The organism is Sulfurospirillum sp. HTRB-L1, assembly GCF_059415125.1.
The window spans coordinates 38,941-55,568 of record NZ_JCAHZR010000009.1; the positions used below are offsets into that span (position 1 = coordinate 38,941).

General features: G+C 48.3%; 17 protein-coding genes. 7 read left to right on the plus strand and 10 right to left on the minus strand.

What is annotated here, in order from left to right:
- Positions 1-2 precede the first annotated feature (2 nt).
- Positions 3-515 carry an HI_1622 family ECF transport-associated protein gene (locus AC5SLM_RS12730; RefSeq protein ID WP_495251345.1) on the minus strand — a complete coding sequence of 171 codons (513 nt, stop codon included), beginning with the start codon at positions 513-515 and terminating at the stop codon, positions 3-5.
- Positions 512-1,102, minus strand: a complete 591-nt coding sequence (locus AC5SLM_RS12735; RefSeq protein WP_495251346.1) for an energy-coupling factor ABC transporter permease — start codon at positions 1,100-1,102, stop codon at positions 512-514. Before AC5SLM_RS12735 ends, AC5SLM_RS12730 begins: the two co-directional genes overlap by 4 nt.
- Before the next feature lie 302 nt (positions 1,103-1,404).
- On the opposite strand from AC5SLM_RS12735, the gene AC5SLM_RS12740 reads away from it, so the two are divergent.
- Genes AC5SLM_RS12740 through AC5SLM_RS12750 form a run of 3 tightly spaced genes read left to right on the plus strand, consistent with a single transcriptional unit; the run spans position 1,405 to position 3,093 of the window.
- Positions 1,405-1,713 carry a DUF3817 domain-containing protein gene (locus AC5SLM_RS12740; protein WP_495251347.1) on the plus strand — a complete coding sequence of 103 codons (309 nt, stop codon included), beginning with the start codon at positions 1,405-1,407 and terminating at the stop codon, positions 1,711-1,713.
- Positions 1,710-2,513 (plus strand): peptidoglycan metallopeptidase Pgp3, encoded by an 804-nt coding sequence (pgp3, locus tag AC5SLM_RS12745; RefSeq protein ID WP_495251348.1) that lies wholly within the window; start codon positions 1,710-1,712, stop codon positions 2,511-2,513. The genes AC5SLM_RS12740 and pgp3 overlap by 4 nt, the downstream gene beginning before the upstream one ends.
- Entirely contained in the window at positions 2,500-3,093 is a 594-nt protein-coding gene (locus AC5SLM_RS12750; RefSeq protein WP_495251349.1) for a flavodoxin family protein, read from the plus strand. The genes pgp3 and AC5SLM_RS12750 overlap by 14 nt, the downstream gene beginning before the upstream one ends.
- On the opposite strand, the gene AC5SLM_RS12755 is transcribed toward AC5SLM_RS12750, so the two are convergent.
- From AC5SLM_RS12755 to AC5SLM_RS12785, 7 genes are all read right to left on the minus strand, one after another.
- Positions 3,077-3,625 (minus strand): GNAT family N-acetyltransferase, encoded by a 549-nt coding sequence (locus AC5SLM_RS12755; RefSeq protein WP_495251350.1) that lies wholly within the window; start codon positions 3,623-3,625, stop codon positions 3,077-3,079. The two genes, AC5SLM_RS12750 and AC5SLM_RS12755, sit on opposite strands and share 17 nt — an antisense overlap.
- Entirely contained in the window at positions 3,606-4,328 is a 723-nt protein-coding gene (locus tag AC5SLM_RS12760) for an ABC transporter ATP-binding protein (RefSeq protein WP_495251351.1), read from the minus strand. Before AC5SLM_RS12760 ends, AC5SLM_RS12755 begins: the two co-directional genes overlap by 20 nt.
- Entirely contained in the window at positions 4,315-5,094 is a 780-nt protein-coding gene (locus tag AC5SLM_RS12765; RefSeq protein ID WP_495251352.1) for an ATP-binding cassette domain-containing protein, read from the minus strand. The genes AC5SLM_RS12760 and AC5SLM_RS12765 overlap by 14 nt, the downstream gene beginning before the upstream one ends.
- On the minus strand, positions 5,091-5,933 hold the full coding sequence (gene opp1C / locus AC5SLM_RS12770; protein WP_495251353.1) for a nickel/cobalt ABC transporter permease: 843 nt from the start codon (positions 5,931-5,933) through the stop codon (positions 5,091-5,093). Before opp1C ends, AC5SLM_RS12765 begins: the two co-directional genes overlap by 4 nt.
- Positions 5,933-6,862, minus strand: coding sequence for a nickel/cobalt ABC transporter permease (gene opp1B, locus AC5SLM_RS12775; RefSeq protein ID WP_495251354.1), 930 nt, complete (start codon positions 6,860-6,862; stop codon positions 5,933-5,935). The genes opp1C and opp1B overlap by 1 nt, the downstream gene beginning before the upstream one ends.
- Positions 6,862-8,430 carry a nickel ABC transporter substrate-binding protein gene (gene nikA, locus AC5SLM_RS12780; protein ID WP_495251355.1) on the minus strand — a complete coding sequence of 523 codons (1,569 nt, stop codon included), beginning with the start codon at positions 8,428-8,430 and terminating at the stop codon, positions 6,862-6,864. Before nikA ends, opp1B begins: the two co-directional genes overlap by 1 nt.
- 120 nt (positions 8,431-8,550) lie before the next feature.
- Positions 8,551-11,154 carry a diguanylate cyclase gene (locus tag AC5SLM_RS12785; protein ID WP_495251356.1) on the minus strand — a complete coding sequence of 868 codons (2,604 nt, stop codon included), beginning with the start codon at positions 11,152-11,154 and terminating at the stop codon, positions 8,551-8,553.
- 238 nt (positions 11,155-11,392) lie between these two features.
- Here AC5SLM_RS12785 and AC5SLM_RS12790 point away from each other — a divergent pair, with 238 nt between their 5' ends.
- Genes AC5SLM_RS12790 through AC5SLM_RS12805 form a run of 4 tightly spaced genes read left to right on the plus strand, consistent with a single transcriptional unit; the run spans position 11,393 to position 15,147 of the window.
- Positions 11,393-12,079, plus strand: coding sequence for an ABC transporter ATP-binding protein (locus AC5SLM_RS12790; protein ID WP_495251357.1), 687 nt, complete (start codon positions 11,393-11,395; stop codon positions 12,077-12,079).
- Complete coding sequence (locus AC5SLM_RS12795) at positions 12,076-13,314, plus strand: ABC transporter permease (protein ID WP_495251358.1); 1,239 nt, start codon at positions 12,076-12,078, stop codon at positions 13,312-13,314. The genes AC5SLM_RS12790 and AC5SLM_RS12795 overlap by 4 nt, the downstream gene beginning before the upstream one ends.
- Positions 13,315-13,323: 9 nt before the next feature.
- Positions 13,324-14,040, plus strand: a complete 717-nt coding sequence (locus AC5SLM_RS12800; RefSeq protein WP_495251359.1) for an outer membrane lipoprotein-sorting protein — start codon at positions 13,324-13,326, stop codon at positions 14,038-14,040.
- Positions 14,041-15,147, plus strand: coding sequence for a hypothetical protein (locus AC5SLM_RS12805; protein WP_495251360.1), 1,107 nt, complete (start codon positions 14,041-14,043; stop codon positions 15,145-15,147).
- Here the strand turns inward: AC5SLM_RS12805 and AC5SLM_RS12810 are convergent.
- Positions 15,144-16,433 (minus strand): ATP-binding protein, encoded by a 1,290-nt coding sequence (locus tag AC5SLM_RS12810; RefSeq protein ID WP_495251361.1) that lies wholly within the window; start codon positions 16,431-16,433, stop codon positions 15,144-15,146. The two genes, AC5SLM_RS12805 and AC5SLM_RS12810, sit on opposite strands and share 4 nt — an antisense overlap.
- Positions 16,434-16,628 lie beyond the last annotated feature (195 nt).

A 16,628-nucleotide genomic window follows, 5' to 3' on the forward strand; every position in this document is an offset into this window, starting at 1 on the left:
CCTTAGCGCGGTTGGTTTCGTACAAACAGTTGCCACAGGCCAAAAATCCCCAAAAGATACCCAAGTCCCACCAGTAGGTGTTCAAGGATGGATTTGTTTTTTTTGATACTCGTCTCAAGGCTTAGGGTTTGCTTGGCAAGCTCACTGCGAATGATGGCGCGCAAGGCGGCTTCATCCAAGGTGCTTCCCTCTTGTTTGAGAGAGAGCGGCTCAGAAAGTGGTGCTAGTTCATCGCCTCTAACACTCGCAAAGGCCTTGTGCCCCGCACCCCCATCAACCATCACCTCAAAAGGGGGTTGCAAGGCAACGAGGGCTTCAAAAAGTCCCTCTTTGTCTAAGGTGCCCTTAAAGTACTCTTTCTCCTCGTGTGTTACCACAAAAGGGCACGTGTGGCAGGGTTTGCCATCGCTATAGAAGGCTTCCACAAAAAGTTCCCCGCGCTCATAAGCGCTTGCAATGCTTAGTGCGTGCGCCCAGAGCATAAGGGGTGCTAAACACAACAAAATGATTTTCATTGGGTGACTCCTTTGATTTGGTAGCGCTGCAAGGCGCGAAAGAGAAAAATCATCATCACTCCCTCGATGCACCCAAGGGGCAAATGGGCCAACAGGGCGATTTTAGCCACAGTGATAAACCCTTCGTTGCTTAAAAAAAGGGCCAGTGCAATCCCCAGTGAAGCCAAAATCACAGGCACAAACCCCACCAAAAACGCAACGAGGGCGTGGGGGAGCCTTCTTGTTAAAAACCTAAAAAGGTAAAACCCTCCCAAGGCACCCATCCCTGTGTTGAGGGTGTTAACGGCCAGTGAGGTAAGCCCGCCAAACCCTAGCAATAAAGCCTGAAGCAAGAGGGCAATAAAAAGGGCAGGAAAGCTGTGCCATCCTAACATCATCCCAACAACCCCCAGCATCATAAAATGCACACTGGTGACTCCGATGGGCAAATGCAAGGTAGAGATGACAAAAAACAAGGCACTCATCATGGCAACTTTAGAGATGTCGCGTTGGTCTAGTGTTCGGACACTGTTGGCAACAAGCGGGAGGAGTATCCCAAAAGAGACAACAATAACAGGAGTTGAAAGTACGCCTTCGCTGATGTGCATGGCATTCCTTGGTGTGTATTTTAGGTGTTTAAAAAAGGGGTGAGAGGGGAAGGGGTGGGGAGGTTTTTCGCTCGTGCGCGACAAAGGCACGCAGGTGGTATTTGAAGTTTGTACTGGCTTTGCATACGCTATAAAGCGTAGAATACATGGCAATCACTGCCAATGAAAAGTACCGTTTTCTAAAGCCTCTTAAATGTTTCATGGCAGCATTATAACAAACAAAACTTAGCCCAAGTGCCTTAAAATTTACCAAGAATTTAAAAAAATCCGCTACCATGCCTGTTTTAACTAAGGGAGAAAAAATGGTCTTTTCAAGCATTGGGCGGTTGCGGATGATTAGTGTGTTAGAGGGGATTTCCTATCTGGCGCTTTTAACCTTTGCCATGCCCATCAAATACATGGCCGGCGACCCTGAGCCTGTGCGCATCGTAGGGATGGCCCATGGGGTGTTGTTTATACTCTTTGTGCTTGCGTTAGCGGATGTGTGGCGTGCGCACCGTTGGAGTCTGAAATTTCTTCTTTTTTGCTTCGCCTGTTCCTTGGTGCCCTTTGCGCCTTTTTGGCTAGAAGGCAAACTTAAAGAGCGCGCACTTCTTGCTGCTGCCCCATGAAAAAACTCTTTCTTTTTCTTGCCCTCATCGCGCAACTGTGTGCCTATGAAGTCATCAATGGCACGGTCGCGGTGTTGGAATTAGATGGAGACACTCAGACACTGCTCAAAGAGAGCGGGCCGTTGCCTCTTTTGGCCCACCCCAAAGACCCTAGTAAACGCATCGCTTTTGTGGCAGTGCCTTACCGTCACAGCGAGGACATCGACCTTGTGCGTATTGTGGGTGAAAAAAAAGAGTTGGTGCGCTTACATGTAAAGCAAGGGGACTACAAAAAAGAGACCCTCAGCGTTGACCCTGCTCATGTTTCACCGCCCAAAGAAGCCTTGCCACGCATTGGGGCCGAACGGGAAGAGGCCATGGCGTTGTACGCTACCTTTACGCCAACGCGACACTGGAATAGCCCTTTTGCTCTTCCTATGCAAAGTGCCATTACAAGTGATTTTGGCAATGCGCGGGTTTTTAATGACTCCTTGAAAAGCTACCATTCGGGGACGGATTTTCGCGCTCCTGTGGGCACGCCCATTGTCGCGACAAACGATGGTGTGGTGGTACTTGCTAAAGACCGCTACTACGCTGGCGGGTCGGTTATTCTTGACCACGGGGAAGGGGTGTATAGTGTTTATTACCACCTCAGTTCCTTACCGCATCCTGTGGGAACCCGTGTGAAAAAAGGGGAAGTGGTGGGCCTAAGTGGCGCAAGTGGGCGTGTTACGGGCCCACACTTGCACTTTGGGTTTATGGTGCAAGGCGTGCCCATCGACCCGTTGGATTTTATAGAGAAAATCAATGCCCTCTTTTGATGTGTGCATCATCAATGGCGCTTACCGCACGGGAGGCGTGGGAGACCAAGCAGCACAGCTTGCGGTAGCGTATTTTGCCTCCAAGGGACTGCGCACAAAGACGATAATGCTTCGCGACATTCCTTTGGCGTTTTGCACCAACTGTCGTGCGTGTATGCTCTCCGTCCAGCCGCTTGGCTGTGTGATTGAAGATGACTTTCAAGGCATTCTTAAAGACTTGGAAGAAGCAGGGGCTTATGTGTTTATCAGCCCCACCAACATGGGAGATGTGTCGGCATTATTTAAACGGCTTTTGGAGCGCATGGCGGTGTTTGGTTACTGGCCGTGGGGTTCTCTCGCGCCAAAATACCGCAACGTGCCTTTGACAAAAAAGGCTGTATTGGTCGGCTCATGTGCCGCCCCTTCACTGCTAGGGCGCTTCTTTTTTCGCACCCTTGGAACACTCAAAACATCCGCTAAACTTTTAGGCGCGCGCACCATGGGAAAAACCATGCTAGGCTTGTGTGCTAACGCTAAGGGCTATCAGCTTTCTCATCCCCAAACCCAAACCCTTGAGGCCTTGTTTAAAAAACTTCTTTAGGGTGCAAAGGGCGCCACATGTGCACCGTTTCCCAACCCCCGCCCTCATCTAGCAAGGGTTCAAACCCCATCCGCTCCCAAAAGGCCAACCCGCCAGGTAAAAAACGGTGGGTGTGTAAGTAAAGGGCGTTGTAAGGCCGCGCCGCGCTTAGGGCGGTGTGAAAAAGCTTCGTGGCGATGCCTTGGCGCCAATGGGAAGGGGCGATGTAACACCGTCCCACTTCGGCTATCTTTCCCTTAGGAAGCAAGGGGTTGAGGGGTTTAATGCGGTGGTCGTAGGTGCTTAGGGTAAGGCTTCCCACCAAGGTTCCCGCCCCATCAAAGGCGCCAAAAAACTTCCCCTCACGTGTACGCTGTTCATGGGCAAGGGTGGTGTGGATTTGCGCGTATTTGTCCACCGAAAGTCTTGGGCCGTAGTAGGTTTTGCAATAATGGGCCAAAAAGGTTCCAAAAGCATCAAAAGAAGCCTCCGTGATGGGCGCGATAAACAAAGGCTGCGTCGTTTGGGGTGCGTTAGGCCAAGAGGTGGGCATGGAAAAGCTCCTTCACATAAGGGTGGGTGTGTTCGTGGACGTCGCATGTTTGGCAATGAGAGACGATGCATCCTTCTTGCACAAAGGCCAAGCGGCTGCACAGTTTCAAGGTGGCGTACAGGTCATGGGCGATGAAAAGAGTGGTCATCTCATCCCTCTTTTGAAGGGAAAGGAGCAAGGAAAGCATCTGGGCTTGGGTGGAGACATCCAGTGCACTTAGGGCTTCATCAAGCACTAAGATTTTGGGTTTTGAGGCCAAGGCGCGCGCGAGGCAAACTCGTTGTAGCATTCCGCCGGAAAGTTCATGGGGGTAGGCGTGTGCTACGTGGGCGGGGAGTTCTACTTGTTCGAGCAAGGCCCCAATGGCGCGGGCATCGTAGGGGAGTTTCACAGCCTCCAAGGGTTCTTTGAGGCTGTGGCCCACGCGAAGCATGGGGTTGAGGGCATTGGCGTAGTCTTGAAACACGGCAGTGCAACGGCCTGGGTTTTGGCGTTGCCACGTGTTAAGGGGTAAGCCATCAATGGTAATGGTGCCAGATTCTGGCGTTTCAAGCCCTAAAAGCAGCCGCGCTAAGGTGCTTTTTCCGCTCCCGCTTTGGCCTATGATGCCCAAACGTTCCCCTTGGTGTACATGTAAACTGACCTTATTAAGCACGGGTTTGGCGTGGTGGTAGGATTTGCTCAGGTGTTCAATGCATATCATACGTTTCTCCTAAAAAAGGTGCGCTACGTTCGTGGTAAAGGCCCACAAGGTGGCGTGTGTAGGAGTGGGTAGGTGCGTGAAAAAGCGCGTCAAGGGTGCTTGATTCTACGCACACTCCTTGGCGCATGACCAACACATGCTGTGCCAGTGCGCTAATGACCCCAAGGTCGTGGGAAACGATGACAAGCTCCATGGAAGTCTCTTTTTTAGCCCGCTTAAGAAGCTCGATAACGCGGTATTGGGAGAGGGTATCAAGGGCCGATGTTGGCTCATCGGCAATGAGCACGCGGGGTTCAAGAGAGAGGGCAAGGGCAATCATGGCCCGCTGTAGTATCCCGCCGGAAAGTTCGTGGGGGTAGGCGCGCGCTGTGGAAGAAGGCAAGTCTACCCAATCAAGCCATTGGTCTGTTTTGGCCCGCGCATTATCGCGCGAAGAGCCATGGGCGCGCAAGGTTTCCTCAAACTGCGCCCCGATGCGGTACAGTGGGTCAAAGGCGTTCATGGCATCTTGGGTAACATACCCCACCTTTTTCCCGCGCACCGTGTGTGCGTTTGCTTCGCTAAGCACGCATCCTTCAAAGCGGATTTCCCCCTTTACATGTAAAGAGCGGGGCAAGAGACCTAGCAAGGCTTTACATGTAAGGGATTTTCCGCTCCCGCTTTCGCCGATGATGCCCAGTGTTCCTTGAAGTGTAAAATGCACGTCAGTAACCAAAGGGTTTTGGCCGTGAAAGATGCTTAGATTCTTTACATGTAAGGCGCTCATAGGCCCTCTTTTTGGCGGAGGATATGGGTGGGATTGAGGGCATTTTGGATGCTATCGCCCAAGAAATTAAAAGCCGCTACCATGAGGATGATGGCAAGGCCAGCAGGGAGCATTTGCTCAGGGTAAAAAAACATGACATTTTTGGCTTCACTGAGCATCATGCCCCATTCTGGCGTGGGCGGTTGTACGCCCAAACCCAAAAACGAAAGGGTGGAGATGAGCAAGATGACCGCGCCCATGTCGAGGCTTGCAAGCACGGCGATGTCGGTGGCAAGCAAGGGCAAGAGGTGACGTCTTAGGGTTTTGTGCCACGGAGTACCGCACAAACGTGAGGCGTCCATGAAGGGCATGGAGGCGTAGCGCAGGGTGAGGGTGCGTACCATTCTGGCGTACCACGCCCATTTGACAAGGATGATGGCTAAAAACATGTTCCACACATCAGGCCCCAACATCCCCACGATGGCCAAAATCATCAACTCCCCAGGAAAAGAGAGCATCACATCGCACAAGCGCATCAAGAGGCCATCTAAGCGCTTGAAATACCCCGCCATCACGCCCACAAGGGTGCCGATGCCAAGGGTGATGACCATGGCAAAAAAGGCCAAAAACAAGGTGGTGCGGATGCCAAAGAGTAAGCGTGAGAGCACGCATCTGCCCAAATGGTCCGCCCCCAAAGGAAAAAGTGCACTAGGGGAGGCAAGTTTGTGTTCAAGGTGGGGCGCCAAGGGGTCATTGGGCGCAAGAAAGGGGGCGAAAATCCCGCCTAAGAGTACAAGCGCGATGACTCCGAGGGTAAGTTTTGCTAACGGGTCGCGCCACAGTTTTTGCCAAAATCCCATCACAATGCCTTTTTGAGTCTTGGGTCAATGAGGGCATTGGCAAGGTCGGAGAGCAGGTTAAAAAATACAAACAGTGTCGCCATCAAAAGCACGTAGGATTGAATCATGGGATAATCACGGTTAAAAATGGCACTGATGCACAGCCGCCCCACCCCTGGCCACGCAAAAATACTCTCAATGACCACCGTGCCTGCAAGAAGTTTGGGGATGGACATGCCAAGGGCGGTGATGGAAAGGTGCAGGGAGTTTTTAAACACGTGCCGCGCGATTTGCCAAGGCTTCAACCCGCGCGCTTTGGCGTAGAGCACAAAGGGGGCATTGAGGGTTTGCACCATGGTGTTGCGGATGAGGCGCGTGTAGGTGGGCGTGTAAGCAAGGGCAAGGGTGAGGGCGGGAAGAAGGATGCTTTTGGGTGTTTCCATACCGCTACTTGGAAGCACATCCCAATGCAAGGCAAAGAGCCACATCAGTCCAAGCCCTAGCCAAAAACTGGGCATGGCCGAGAGGATAAACACGCCACTGCGCAAGAGTTTGTCGCCAAGGCTCTCTTCGTGCAGTGCGCACCAAATGCCGATGCTAAGGCTTAGTACTAAACCCATAGCCAAGGCGGTGCTTGCAAGCATGAGGGTGGCGGGAAAGGCGTGCATGATTTCATCAAACACCAAGCGGCCCGTGACGTAGCTTTTGCCAAAATCTCCTTGCAAAACTCCAATCAACCAATGGGCATAGCGCAGGTGAAAGGGCTTGTCTAGGCCCAATTCTTCGCGCATTTCCTCTACAGCTTGAGCGGTTGGAAGGATGTCATTAACCCGTAACGCAACCTCGGCGGGGTCGCTGGGACTTAAGTACATAAGGACAAAAGTGACCAGCGAAACCCCAAGGAGAAGAGGAAGGCTCAGTGCTAAACGTTTAAGCACATAAGGAAACATCAGCGCGAAAGGCTCATGCGCTCAAAGGGAATCTCGTATTGGGAGAGGCTAAAGTCCACCCCTTGTACCTTGGGTGAAAAGACCGCTTTGGTGCGCGAATAGGTAAGAGGGATGTAGACGTGCGCGTCGTGTACATAGCGGAGCATCTGGGCGTAAAGTGCGTGGCGTGTCGCGCTGTCTGACTCAATGAGCACACGGGTGATGGTTTCATCTAGCCACGCTTTTTTAGGGAGTCCCCGTTGGGCTTGAAAGTCCCCGTGGGCGGGAATGCGCCAAGAGGAGATGTAAGACTGAGGGTCGTAAGGCACGCCCCATGAAAGGGAGTATTGCAAGTCAAAATTGCCCGATTGTTGGCGGTCAAGGAACGACTGTTTTTCTTCCCCGATGATGCGCAGTTCCACGCCTACGGCCCTAAGGTTGCTTTGGATAAATTCACTGATGGTGCGCTCTTGCGCGTTTTGGGCGTTGAAGGAGATTTCCAACGTTAAGCGTTTGCCCTCTTTAGCGCGAATGCCATCGCTCCCTTTGACCCAGCCTGCTTTTTCAAGCAAAGCATTGGCGTTGGCGGGGTCGTACATGTAAGAAGGGAGCTCCACGTCACAATAGGGTGTTGTGGGGGAGAAGAGGGTGTGGGCGATGACTTCAGAGCCATTAAAAATCCCCTTGGCGATGGCTTCTTTGTTGATGGCATGTTGCAAGGCTTGGCGGACATTGGGGTCACTGGTGATGGGTTGGTTGGTGTTGATGAGCACGGCCCGTGAAGCGATGGGTTGGCTCATGAGGGTGCGGTATTTACCTTGGCGTTCAAGGGCGGCAAAGGAGTCTAGGTCAACCATGTCCCCATCTGCTCCAAAAAGCAGGTCAATCTCTCCTTTTTGAAGGGAAAGAAGAAGGGTTTGGTGGTCAGGCATCACACGCCAACGCACCGCAGATAAAGCGGGTTTTTCGCCCCAGTAGGTCGGGTTTGCTTCAAAGTGGGCAAATTGATTACGGCGATGTTCACTTAGCACCCAAGGGCCAGTGCCCACAAGGCAAGCAACGCCATTTTTGGTTTCGCTCTCTTGAAAACACTGGGGCGAGAGAAAACGAAAAGGACGCGTGAGGGCCAGTTCTTCAAGGGCAGGGTAGTAGGCGTTTTTAAGGGTGAGGCGGTAGGTGTGGGTGTCGAGCACTTCGCTTTTGTCGATTTGATTGACCAGTTCTAACCACGCGTGGCGTTTAAAGTTGCTAAGCACTGCGTCAATGTTTTGTTTAACGGCCTTGGCATCAAAAGGGGTGCCATCGCTAAAAACCACGTCTTTGCGCAAGAAAAAGGTGTAGGTTTTACCGTCTTTGCTAATCTCCCAATCTTGGGCTAGCCACGGTTTTAATCCTTCGCGAGTGTTGAGGATAAGAGGTTCAAAGACCATGTTTTGTGCGGCCATCTCGCCCCCATAGAGGTGCGGGTTGATGTCGCGGATATCTTTGGTGCTTGCATACACCAATGTCGTTGAAGGCGCGGCCCAAAGGGAAACTCCCATCATGAGCCAACTGGCCAAAAAGAGACGAAATATTTTGTGCGGATTCATCATAATTCCTATGAGGAGAAATAATACGAATGAAGTAATCGACGTATTTATGATGAATTATATAGGATTTGTAATATTATTGCTATAGGGAGAAAATATGATTTTACACTTAAAGCACGTCTAGGTGTCTAAAACGACCTGATTTCTTCCACTGTTTTTGGCGCGGTATAAGGCTTCATCGGCGCGATTGAGGGTGTCGATGGCGTTATCGTAGGGTTCAAAATGGGCAATGCCAAAGCTACATGTAAGGCGGATTGCCCCTTTTTTAAATGCGGAGATTTGGACAATGTTTCGTATCTTTTCCGCAAGGATGGCGGCTTCGTATTTGGTAGTATTGGGACAAATGATGACAAATTCTTCGCCACCCCAACGCCCCAAAACATCACTGTCTCGGACGGAAGATTGAAGCAAGCTAGCCATCTCGACAAGGATGTGATCGCCTGCGCTGTGCCCGAAGGTATCGTTGATTGTTTTAAAATAATCCACATCGATGATAATGATGGAAAAAACCTCCTTGTACCGTTTGGCGCGTTTGAGTTTTTCACTGTAGCACGTGTCAAGGTAGAGGCGATTGGGGATTTTGGTAAGGGTGTCGGTGTGGGAAAGGGCTTCGATGCGTTTTTTGTCGGTGATGTTGTGCCAAAAGGCGTTGTAGCCTTCGATGGCACCGTGCTTGTCAAAGGCGGGAGAAAGGTGCGCGTCTACCCAATACATGGAGCCATTTTTGTGTTTGTTTTGCAGCTCTCCTTGCCAGCCTTTGCCTTGGGTGAGGTTTCCCCAAAGGCCTTTGATAATTTCAGGATTCATATCAGGATGGTAAAAAATCTCTTGGGGTTTTCCCAGGAGCTCCGCTTTTGTGTAACCACACATCTCGCACAAGGCGCGACTGGCGTGGGTGATAATGCCGTGTGCGTTGGTGCGGTAGAGGATGACGTATTTGTCGATGATGGAGAGGTTTTTATTGATTTGGGTGTTGTAAGAACGGATGATGCGATAACGCACTACCAAAAGGGCAAATACAAGGCCGAGGGCAAAAAAGATTTTCCAAAACAACGTGTAATCAAACTTTTTTTCAACCTGCACGTTTGTCCACTGGCTACTGATGCTTTGCTTTGTTTTTTCGTCGATGGTGTGGAGCGCTTTTTCTAAGATGCTGCGCAAAAGGGGTTCATCGTTTCGCACGCCAAACCCAAGGGAATACTCTCCATTTACCCTTCCTGCAATCTTTAGTAGCCCCGTGTATTCTTGCTGTAGAACATAATTAATCGTCACTAAACTGTCCACAAAGCCAAACAAATCCCCTCTGGCGACAAGCCTTAACCCTTCTGCAATGCTCTCAACCTTAACGAGGTTTACCTCTGGGTATCGGGATTTGAGGATGTCAGCTACCGCGTAGTCTGCCACCACCCCAATGGGATTGTCAATCACCTGTGCAAAATCAGTAATAAAAGGGGTCTCGCTAGCCGTGGCAATCACAAAAGGGGTGTTAAAGTAGGGACTGGTGAAGTCAAGGTAAGCAGCACGCTGTGGCGTGGAGGCGGCGAGGGTGAGAACGTCACAATGGCGGTTTTTGGCGTAGGCGAGGGACATTTCCCAACTGTGGGTGGGAAGCAGGGTAAAAGAGGTGCCAATGAGCGGTTCAATGAGGCTTAGATACTGCGCACTCACGCCCACAAGAGCGCCATCTTGAATGCGCTCGTAAGGAATCCACGCGGGGTCAGCGCACACGGTGATGTGCCCTTTTTCTTTGAGGTAAGCTTTTTCCTCGGGGGCAAGGAGACCAAAATGGTGCAAAACAAATTCGCTAATGGTGATTTGGTTAGGAATGCGTCCCATGACATTGTACAAATCGTACATGCGTTGGAGCTTGTTTTTGTCGATGTGCCCTAGGGCTTGGGTTTGGTAGTAGGAGAGTGTTTTGAGTGTGGTGCCTTCATAAAAAAGCGCGTCGAAGGAGAGGTTTTGCGTGTTGCGGTGGTCAAAGATGTATCTTGCTGCTTCTTCTATGTTGGCGTAGGCATACTCCCAGCCTTTTAACGAGGCGTCTTTGAAGGCATTGACGGCGGCAATGTCGCGCTCAATCATCCCTTCACTGGTGTAGAGAAAGTCGCTGTACATGTCAAACCCGTAATCTTTGGGGTAAAACACGCGGTAAGGAACCCCTAGGCGTTCAAGTTCAAAAGGGGTTTTGGAAAGGTACGCGGAGATAAGGTCCGTGTCGCCTTCGACCAAGGAGAGAATGTCGTGGCTGTGCGGAAGGAGCGTGTAATCTGTGGGGCCAAGTTGGCGGGAGTGAAACAAGGCTTGCAAGGAGGCTTCTTCGGTGTCGTTTTTGGTGACCATGATGCGCTTGTGTTTAAAATCTTCTACGGAGCGAATACCTGAAGTTTCGGTGGCAAGAAACACAAAAGGGCTCACTTGAAACAGTGCGTATAGCGCGACGATTTTCCGGTGGCGCGCCCGGTCGATGATGAGCGATTCGCGCCCAATGCCAAAGTCCGTTTTTCCTGCTTCTACACTACCTAAAACATCAACCCCGAAAGCAAAAGGCACAATCTCAACGTCTAATCCCACCTCTTCGTAAAAGCCCTTTTCTTTGGCCATGTAGTAGCCCGCAAATTGAAATTGGTCAAACCACGAAAGCTGCAAGGTCACTTTTTTGAGCGAAGCATGGGCCTCTGTGAAGGAGAGAAAAAGAAGCAAGAGAAGCAGCCTTGTACTCACATGTAATTCCTTGGCTTATGGCATTTAAATATTGAGTATAGGCTAGTTGAAATAAAAGCAACGTAAAAGCAAAAAGGTGCCTTGTAATACATGTGACAGGTGTGGAAAAATTGAATATGTTTCAAAATCTCTTTAATTTTATACTTAATTGTAAAATTAAGCTCTCATCTACAAAGGGTTAACAAGATGTTAAGGTGCGAAGCCCATACTTCTTAAAAATAGGGAAAGGAACCATCCTATGGTTGAGGCAAAAAATCTTCAAAAAGTTTACAAAGTAGGGGAGTTGGAGCAAGAGGTGATTAAAAACTTTTCGCTATCCATCGGGCAAGGGGAGTTTATCTCATTGGTTGGCCCAAGTGGGAGTGGCAAAAGCACGGTGCTTAACATGCTAGGCTGTCTTGACACGCCCACTAGAGGCGAGATTGTCATCGACAACACCGTAGTTACAGGGCTTAGCAGAAGCAAGAGGGCGGATTTTAGAGGGACGAACATCGGCTTTATCTTTCAAAGTTTCAATCTCATCCCCGTGTTAAGCGTGTATGAAAACGTGGAATACCCTCTCATTATGATTCAAAACCTTCCCCAGGAGGAGCGAAAAGAGCGGGTGATGAAATTGCTTCGGGCGGTGGGTATGGAAGAGCACAAGGACAAAACGCCTGATAAAATCTCTGGCGGCCAGATGCAACGGGTCGCCATCGCAAGAGCGTTGGTGAGCAATCCTAAAATCGTCTTTGCTGATGAACCTACGGCAAACTTGGACACTAAAACGGCCCACAAAATCATCGAACTCATGAAGGCGATTCAAAAAGAGTTTCACACCACCTTTGTGTTTGCGACGCACGATGAAAAAATCGTTTCTAATGTGGACAGGGTTATCACGCTTGTGGATGGATTGATTGTGTCAGATGAAAGGATGACCAAATGAACAATATCATTAAAATCTCTTTTAGAAACCTCAAAAGAAACAGCAGAAGAACCCTGTTAACCGCGTCGCTCATCACCCTTGGTGTGGTGTTTGTGCTTTTGTATACGGCACTTTCGGGAAGCTTTAAGGGCTACATGGTCGGCCAAATTACAGACTCCAACATGGGGCACATTCAGATTCACAAAAAAGGCTACGTGGCTTCGGTGGAGACGTTGCCCTTAGATAAAAACCTCAATCAAACGGCTATTGATTTCATCGAAAAAGAGCTCAAAGAGAATCCGTACGTGGAGAGTTATGCCTTTAAAATCAAATTTGGTGCTATGTTCTCCAACTTTGAAAGTACCACCAACATTAGGCTCAACGCCATCATCCCCGAACAAGAGTTCAAAACACTTCCTGGTTTAGAACAAAGAGTTACGGGTCTTGAAGAGGGCTTTAACGTTGGTGAAGTGCTCATCCCCGAACTGCTTGCCAATGGCATGAAAACAAAAGTCGGCGACACCATCGTCCTTGTGGCCAACAACAAAGCAGGCTCGGTCAATGGCATCAATGTCAAAGTCGGTGGCATCGTCGGGCAAATCACAGGGCCTGGGGGAAAAGACGGGTACATTACCCTTGAAGATGCCAAAAAAATCCTACGCATGGGGCAGGGGATGGAAGTGAGTGAGATTGTCGTGCGGCTAAAGGACTTAAGCACCCTTGAAAAAGCTACGGCTTCGTTGGCGCCCATCGCTCAAAAACAAAACAAAGAGGGTAAACCTGCCTTTGAAGTGCATACGTGGGAGCAATTGAGCCCTTTTTACAATATCATTCGGATGCTTGATGTGATGAATCTGTCTATGAAGATTATCTTGATTTCCATCGTCCTTATCTCTATTCTTAACGTGATGGTGATGAGTGTGTATGAGCGGGTGCGGGAAATCGGCACCATCGCCGCCATGGGCACACGGCCTTTTACTATTGTAAAACTCTTTTTAACCGAGGGGTTGATGCTCGGTGTTTTTGGAGCCGTCGTGGGAAGTATGCTCTCTTTTGGGCTTGTGGCACTGCTTAATGTTGTCAAGATTACCTACAGCTTTGGGCGGGAAACGGGACTCGTGTTAAGTCCTAGCTTGAGTGTAAGCGAAGCGGTGAGTGCGGGGATTATTGTCATTTTGATTTCCCTTGTGGCGTCACTTTCACCCGCACTCAAAGCCTCGCGGTTAGACCCCGTCGAAGCACTACGAACATTTTAGGAGGCACAGATGAAAAGATTTTTATTTATGACACTTTTAGCCGCAGTAGCGGCCTTTGGGCAGCAAAGCATTTTGGAAAAAATCGACGCAAAAATGGCGCCAAGTTCCACTGAAACCTACCGAAAGCTTGTCAACATTGAACCTGATGGGTCAAAAAAAGAGTTTTTGCTTTACCAGCTCAAAAAAGACAAAGACAAAATGCTTTCCCTCTTTTTACAGCCCGATAGCGAAAAAGGGCGCAGTACCTTGCGCCTTGGGGAAAACATGTGGCTGTATTTGCCTGATGTGGGCAAGCCCATCCGCATCACCTCCATGCAAAGTGTCACGGGTGGCGTCTTTAATAACAGCGACATCATGCAAGTGGATTATGCAGTAGAGTACGACGTGGTAAGTCAACGCGAAGAAGCAGGGGAAATTGTCCTTGACCTTCAGGCCAAAAACGACACCATCGCCTACGATAAGCTCATCATGTACGTGGATCCCGCGACCACTACGCCCACGAAAATCATCTGTTACACGTCCACGGGTATGCTCATTAAAACCTTGTATTTTAAAGACATTAAAGCGTTTGGTGGTGGCATCGTTCGGCCTGCGGTGATTGAAACGGATTCGCCTTTATACAAAGGGTATAAGTCCATCTTGGTCATCGGGAAGATGGAGCCAAAGGTGTTGGCCGATGAGGTGTTCACCATCGAAAACATGGGCAAAGTACAGGAGCTGCGCTAGATGAAACGGGTGTGTGCATGTGTGTTGCTTGGCGTGTGTGCGTGCGCGAGTGATTATGATTTTGACATGAGTGCCATTGAGGTGAAGCCCTACACGCTGAGTGGCTACCTCAAAGGCGAAGCAAAGCACCAACTCCTCAATGCCGACTCGCCTATGTACCCGAGTAAAAACAAAGAGAGTATGCAGACGTATTTGGGTGAGGCGAATGTGAAATTTGCCTACTTTAAAGACGCATGGAAGCTTGAGAGTGAGGGCATGGCCAACTACAGCGACAGCGATGGAAAGGTGGAGCGGGGCCTTACCCTTGCGCAACTGTATGGGCAGTATAAGTTTGACATCAACCACCTCCTTGAAGTGGGTAAAAAGACGCCCAGGTGGGGCAAGGGCTATTTTGTAAACCCGATTGCTTTTTTTGACCGTAAGAAAAACCCCGATGACCCAGAAGCTTCTAGAGAGGGCTACGTTTTGGCTAATTACCGCTACAACAAAAGCTACAGCGGGGAGCTGCAAAACATCACCTTTGACCTGTTGGGCCTCAAAAAAGAGCGGGGGTTAAATGAGGATTTTGAGGGAAAAGAAGGGACGTATTTGGGGGCAAAACTCTATATGCTTTACTTGGATACAGACATCGAGTTGCTTTACATGTACGCCAGTGATGACCACGATAAAATCGGGTTTGATTTTTCCAAAAACCTCCAAAGCAACTTTGAAATCCACGGCGAATTTGCCAAAACTTTGGGCGTGGATGATTATGCGTATTTGGTGGGGTTTAAGTACTTAACCGCGCAAGAGCTCTCCATCACGGGCGAGTATTTTTACCAAAAAAACAAAACCTCTCCCAAGGAGCCTTTTTGGGATAAGCAGTATTTCATCACCAAAATCACCCAAAAAGAACCCTTTGGCCTCTTGTACAGCTCCGTGTACTACAAAAACAGCTACAACCTCGAAGACCGCTCCATGCAAAACGCCCTTGGAGTGACATACAGCTTCAAAAACAACACAAACCTTGATATTTCCTACACCACCAACGGTGGCAGCAAAGGAACCGAATATGGCGGAAAACTTGTAGAAAATGTGCTATGGACGAAGGTGTATTGGTACTTTTAGCACGCATCTAACAACCACTCAAAAAGAGAAATAATTTCCACATCTCCATGGTTGTGTTGCATTGCCTGATAGTCATCTTTGACAATGAGAATATTCTTTTTATGTTCATTTTTGAAAAAGTACTCAAAGCTTCGCAACTCTCTTTTTCGTACCGTTTCATTTTCGATGGATGTAGTGACTTGATAAAGGGAGTCTTGTGTATAAAAGTCGCACTCGTAGGTTTCTTTTAGAAAAGTAAGCTCCTTGTCTTTTTTATAAAGCTCAATAAATACAAGATTTTCCACCCTTTTTCCTGTATCGGTGGTGCGATTTGTCCCTATGTTGAAAAATCCGTTATCGTTTAGATAGAGTTTTTTTGAAGAGCTTATTTGAGTTGTAAGTTTGTTGTGATATTGGGGGATGGTTGAAATGAGAAAATTATCTTCAAAATATCCTATGTACTCTTTGATCATTTTGGGGTCGATGTTAATCTTTTTTGCAAGACTTGAGTAATTGATAAGTGTTGTCGCATTGGATACAAGGTAATAAAAAAGGTCTTTGATGGCAGTTGAGTTTTTGATATTGTATCTAGGGACGATATCTTTTAGAATGATGTCTTCTGCTATTTGTCTAAGGTACTCTTTTTTTATCATCTCATCCTCGTTAGAGATGACACTGTAGTATCCGCCCCATTGTAAATACTCTTCAAGGTATCTTTTGATATCTATTTTGTAGCGCGTTTTATCTAACGCATGTGCGTGGGGAATGTGTTTGAACTCTAAAAATTCTTTAAAACTAAAACTATCTAGTTGAAGTCTTAGAACTCTTCCCGTGAGTGTTGTGGCGTAGTTTGAGGTAAGCAGCGAAGAGTTTGAGCCTGTGATGATAAATTTTATAGGTGAGGATTCGTATTTTGACTTGATAAACAGCTCCCACTTTTCAAACACTTGTATCTCATCTATGAAAAAATATATCTTCTCCTCTTTGTTTGGGTTGGCAAGCTTGAGATACTCATCATATATCACCTGAAGGTAGGTTGGGTCATGTTTATAGGGTATAAACTCTGGTTTTTCAAGATTAATAAAAAATATTTGTTTTGGGTGTACGTTTTTCTCTTGGATAAGGTTTTTAATCAGAAGCTTTGCAAGGGTTGACTTACCCACTCTTCTCGCCCCAATGAGTGCCACTATCTCTTTTGTAGCAAGATAACTTGCGGCTTTTTTCAATAGACTTCTTGGAGTATATGCATCATACGCAGATTGATTGATCCAGTGTTGATTATCCTCTAAAAGAATTGAATCTACCATTTTATACCTTTATGTGGAATTACTCTTTGTAAATATATATTTATAAGGAATATATTCCACATAATACCATATTTATAGTGAATATATTCTTTGTAAGCAAGGAATATATCTTCTATACTTTTTAACAAGGAACTTTTCTGCATCCCCTGCACGTCGTTTATTTTAAAGCCTTACATGTAAGGCTTTTTCGGTGCG

Coding starts and splice junctions, on each gene's coding strand:
- pgp3 (WP_495251348.1), top strand. CDS start 1,710: ATGAAAAAACTCTTTCTTTTTCTTGCCCTCATCGCGCAACTGTGTGCC.
- nikA (WP_495251355.1), bottom strand. CDS start 8,430: ATGAATCCGCACAAAATATTTCGTCTCTTTTTGGCCAGTTGGCTCATG.
- AC5SLM_RS12760 (WP_495251351.1), bottom strand. CDS start 4,328: ATGATATGCATTGAACACCTGAGCAAATCCTACCACCACGCCAAACCC.
- AC5SLM_RS12765 (WP_495251352.1), bottom strand. CDS start 5,094: ATGAGCGCCTTACATGTAAAGAATCTAAGCATCTTTCACGGCCAAAAC.
- AC5SLM_RS12735 (WP_495251346.1), bottom strand. CDS start 1,102: ATGCACATCAGCGAAGGCGTACTTTCAACTCCTGTTATTGTTGTCTCT.
- AC5SLM_RS12755 (WP_495251350.1), bottom strand. CDS start 3,625: ATGCCCACCTCTTGGCCTAACGCACCCCAAACGACGCAGCCTTTGTTT.
- opp1C (WP_495251353.1), bottom strand. CDS start 5,933: ATGGGATTTTGGCAAAAACTGTGGCGCGACCCGTTAGCAAAACTTACC.
- AC5SLM_RS12740 (WP_495251347.1), top strand. CDS start 1,405: ATGGTCTTTTCAAGCATTGGGCGGTTGCGGATGATTAGTGTGTTAGAG.
- AC5SLM_RS12810 (WP_495251361.1), bottom strand. CDS start 16,433: ATGGTAGATTCAATTCTTTTAGAGGATAATCAACACTGGATCAATCAA.
- AC5SLM_RS12795 (WP_495251358.1), top strand. CDS start 12,076: ATGAACAATATCATTAAAATCTCTTTTAGAAACCTCAAAAGAAACAGC.
- AC5SLM_RS12800 (WP_495251359.1), top strand. CDS start 13,324: ATGAAAAGATTTTTATTTATGACACTTTTAGCCGCAGTAGCGGCCTTT.
- AC5SLM_RS12805 (WP_495251360.1), top strand. CDS start 14,041: ATGAAACGGGTGTGTGCATGTGTGTTGCTTGGCGTGTGTGCGTGCGCG.
- AC5SLM_RS12790 (WP_495251357.1), top strand. CDS start 11,393: ATGGTTGAGGCAAAAAATCTTCAAAAAGTTTACAAAGTAGGGGAGTTG.
- AC5SLM_RS12750 (WP_495251349.1), top strand. CDS start 2,500: ATGCCCTCTTTTGATGTGTGCATCATCAATGGCGCTTACCGCACGGGA.
- opp1B (WP_495251354.1), bottom strand. CDS start 6,862: ATGTTTCCTTATGTGCTTAAACGTTTAGCACTGAGCCTTCCTCTTCTC.
- AC5SLM_RS12730 (WP_495251345.1), bottom strand. CDS start 515: ATGAAAATCATTTTGTTGTGTTTAGCACCCCTTATGCTCTGGGCGCAC.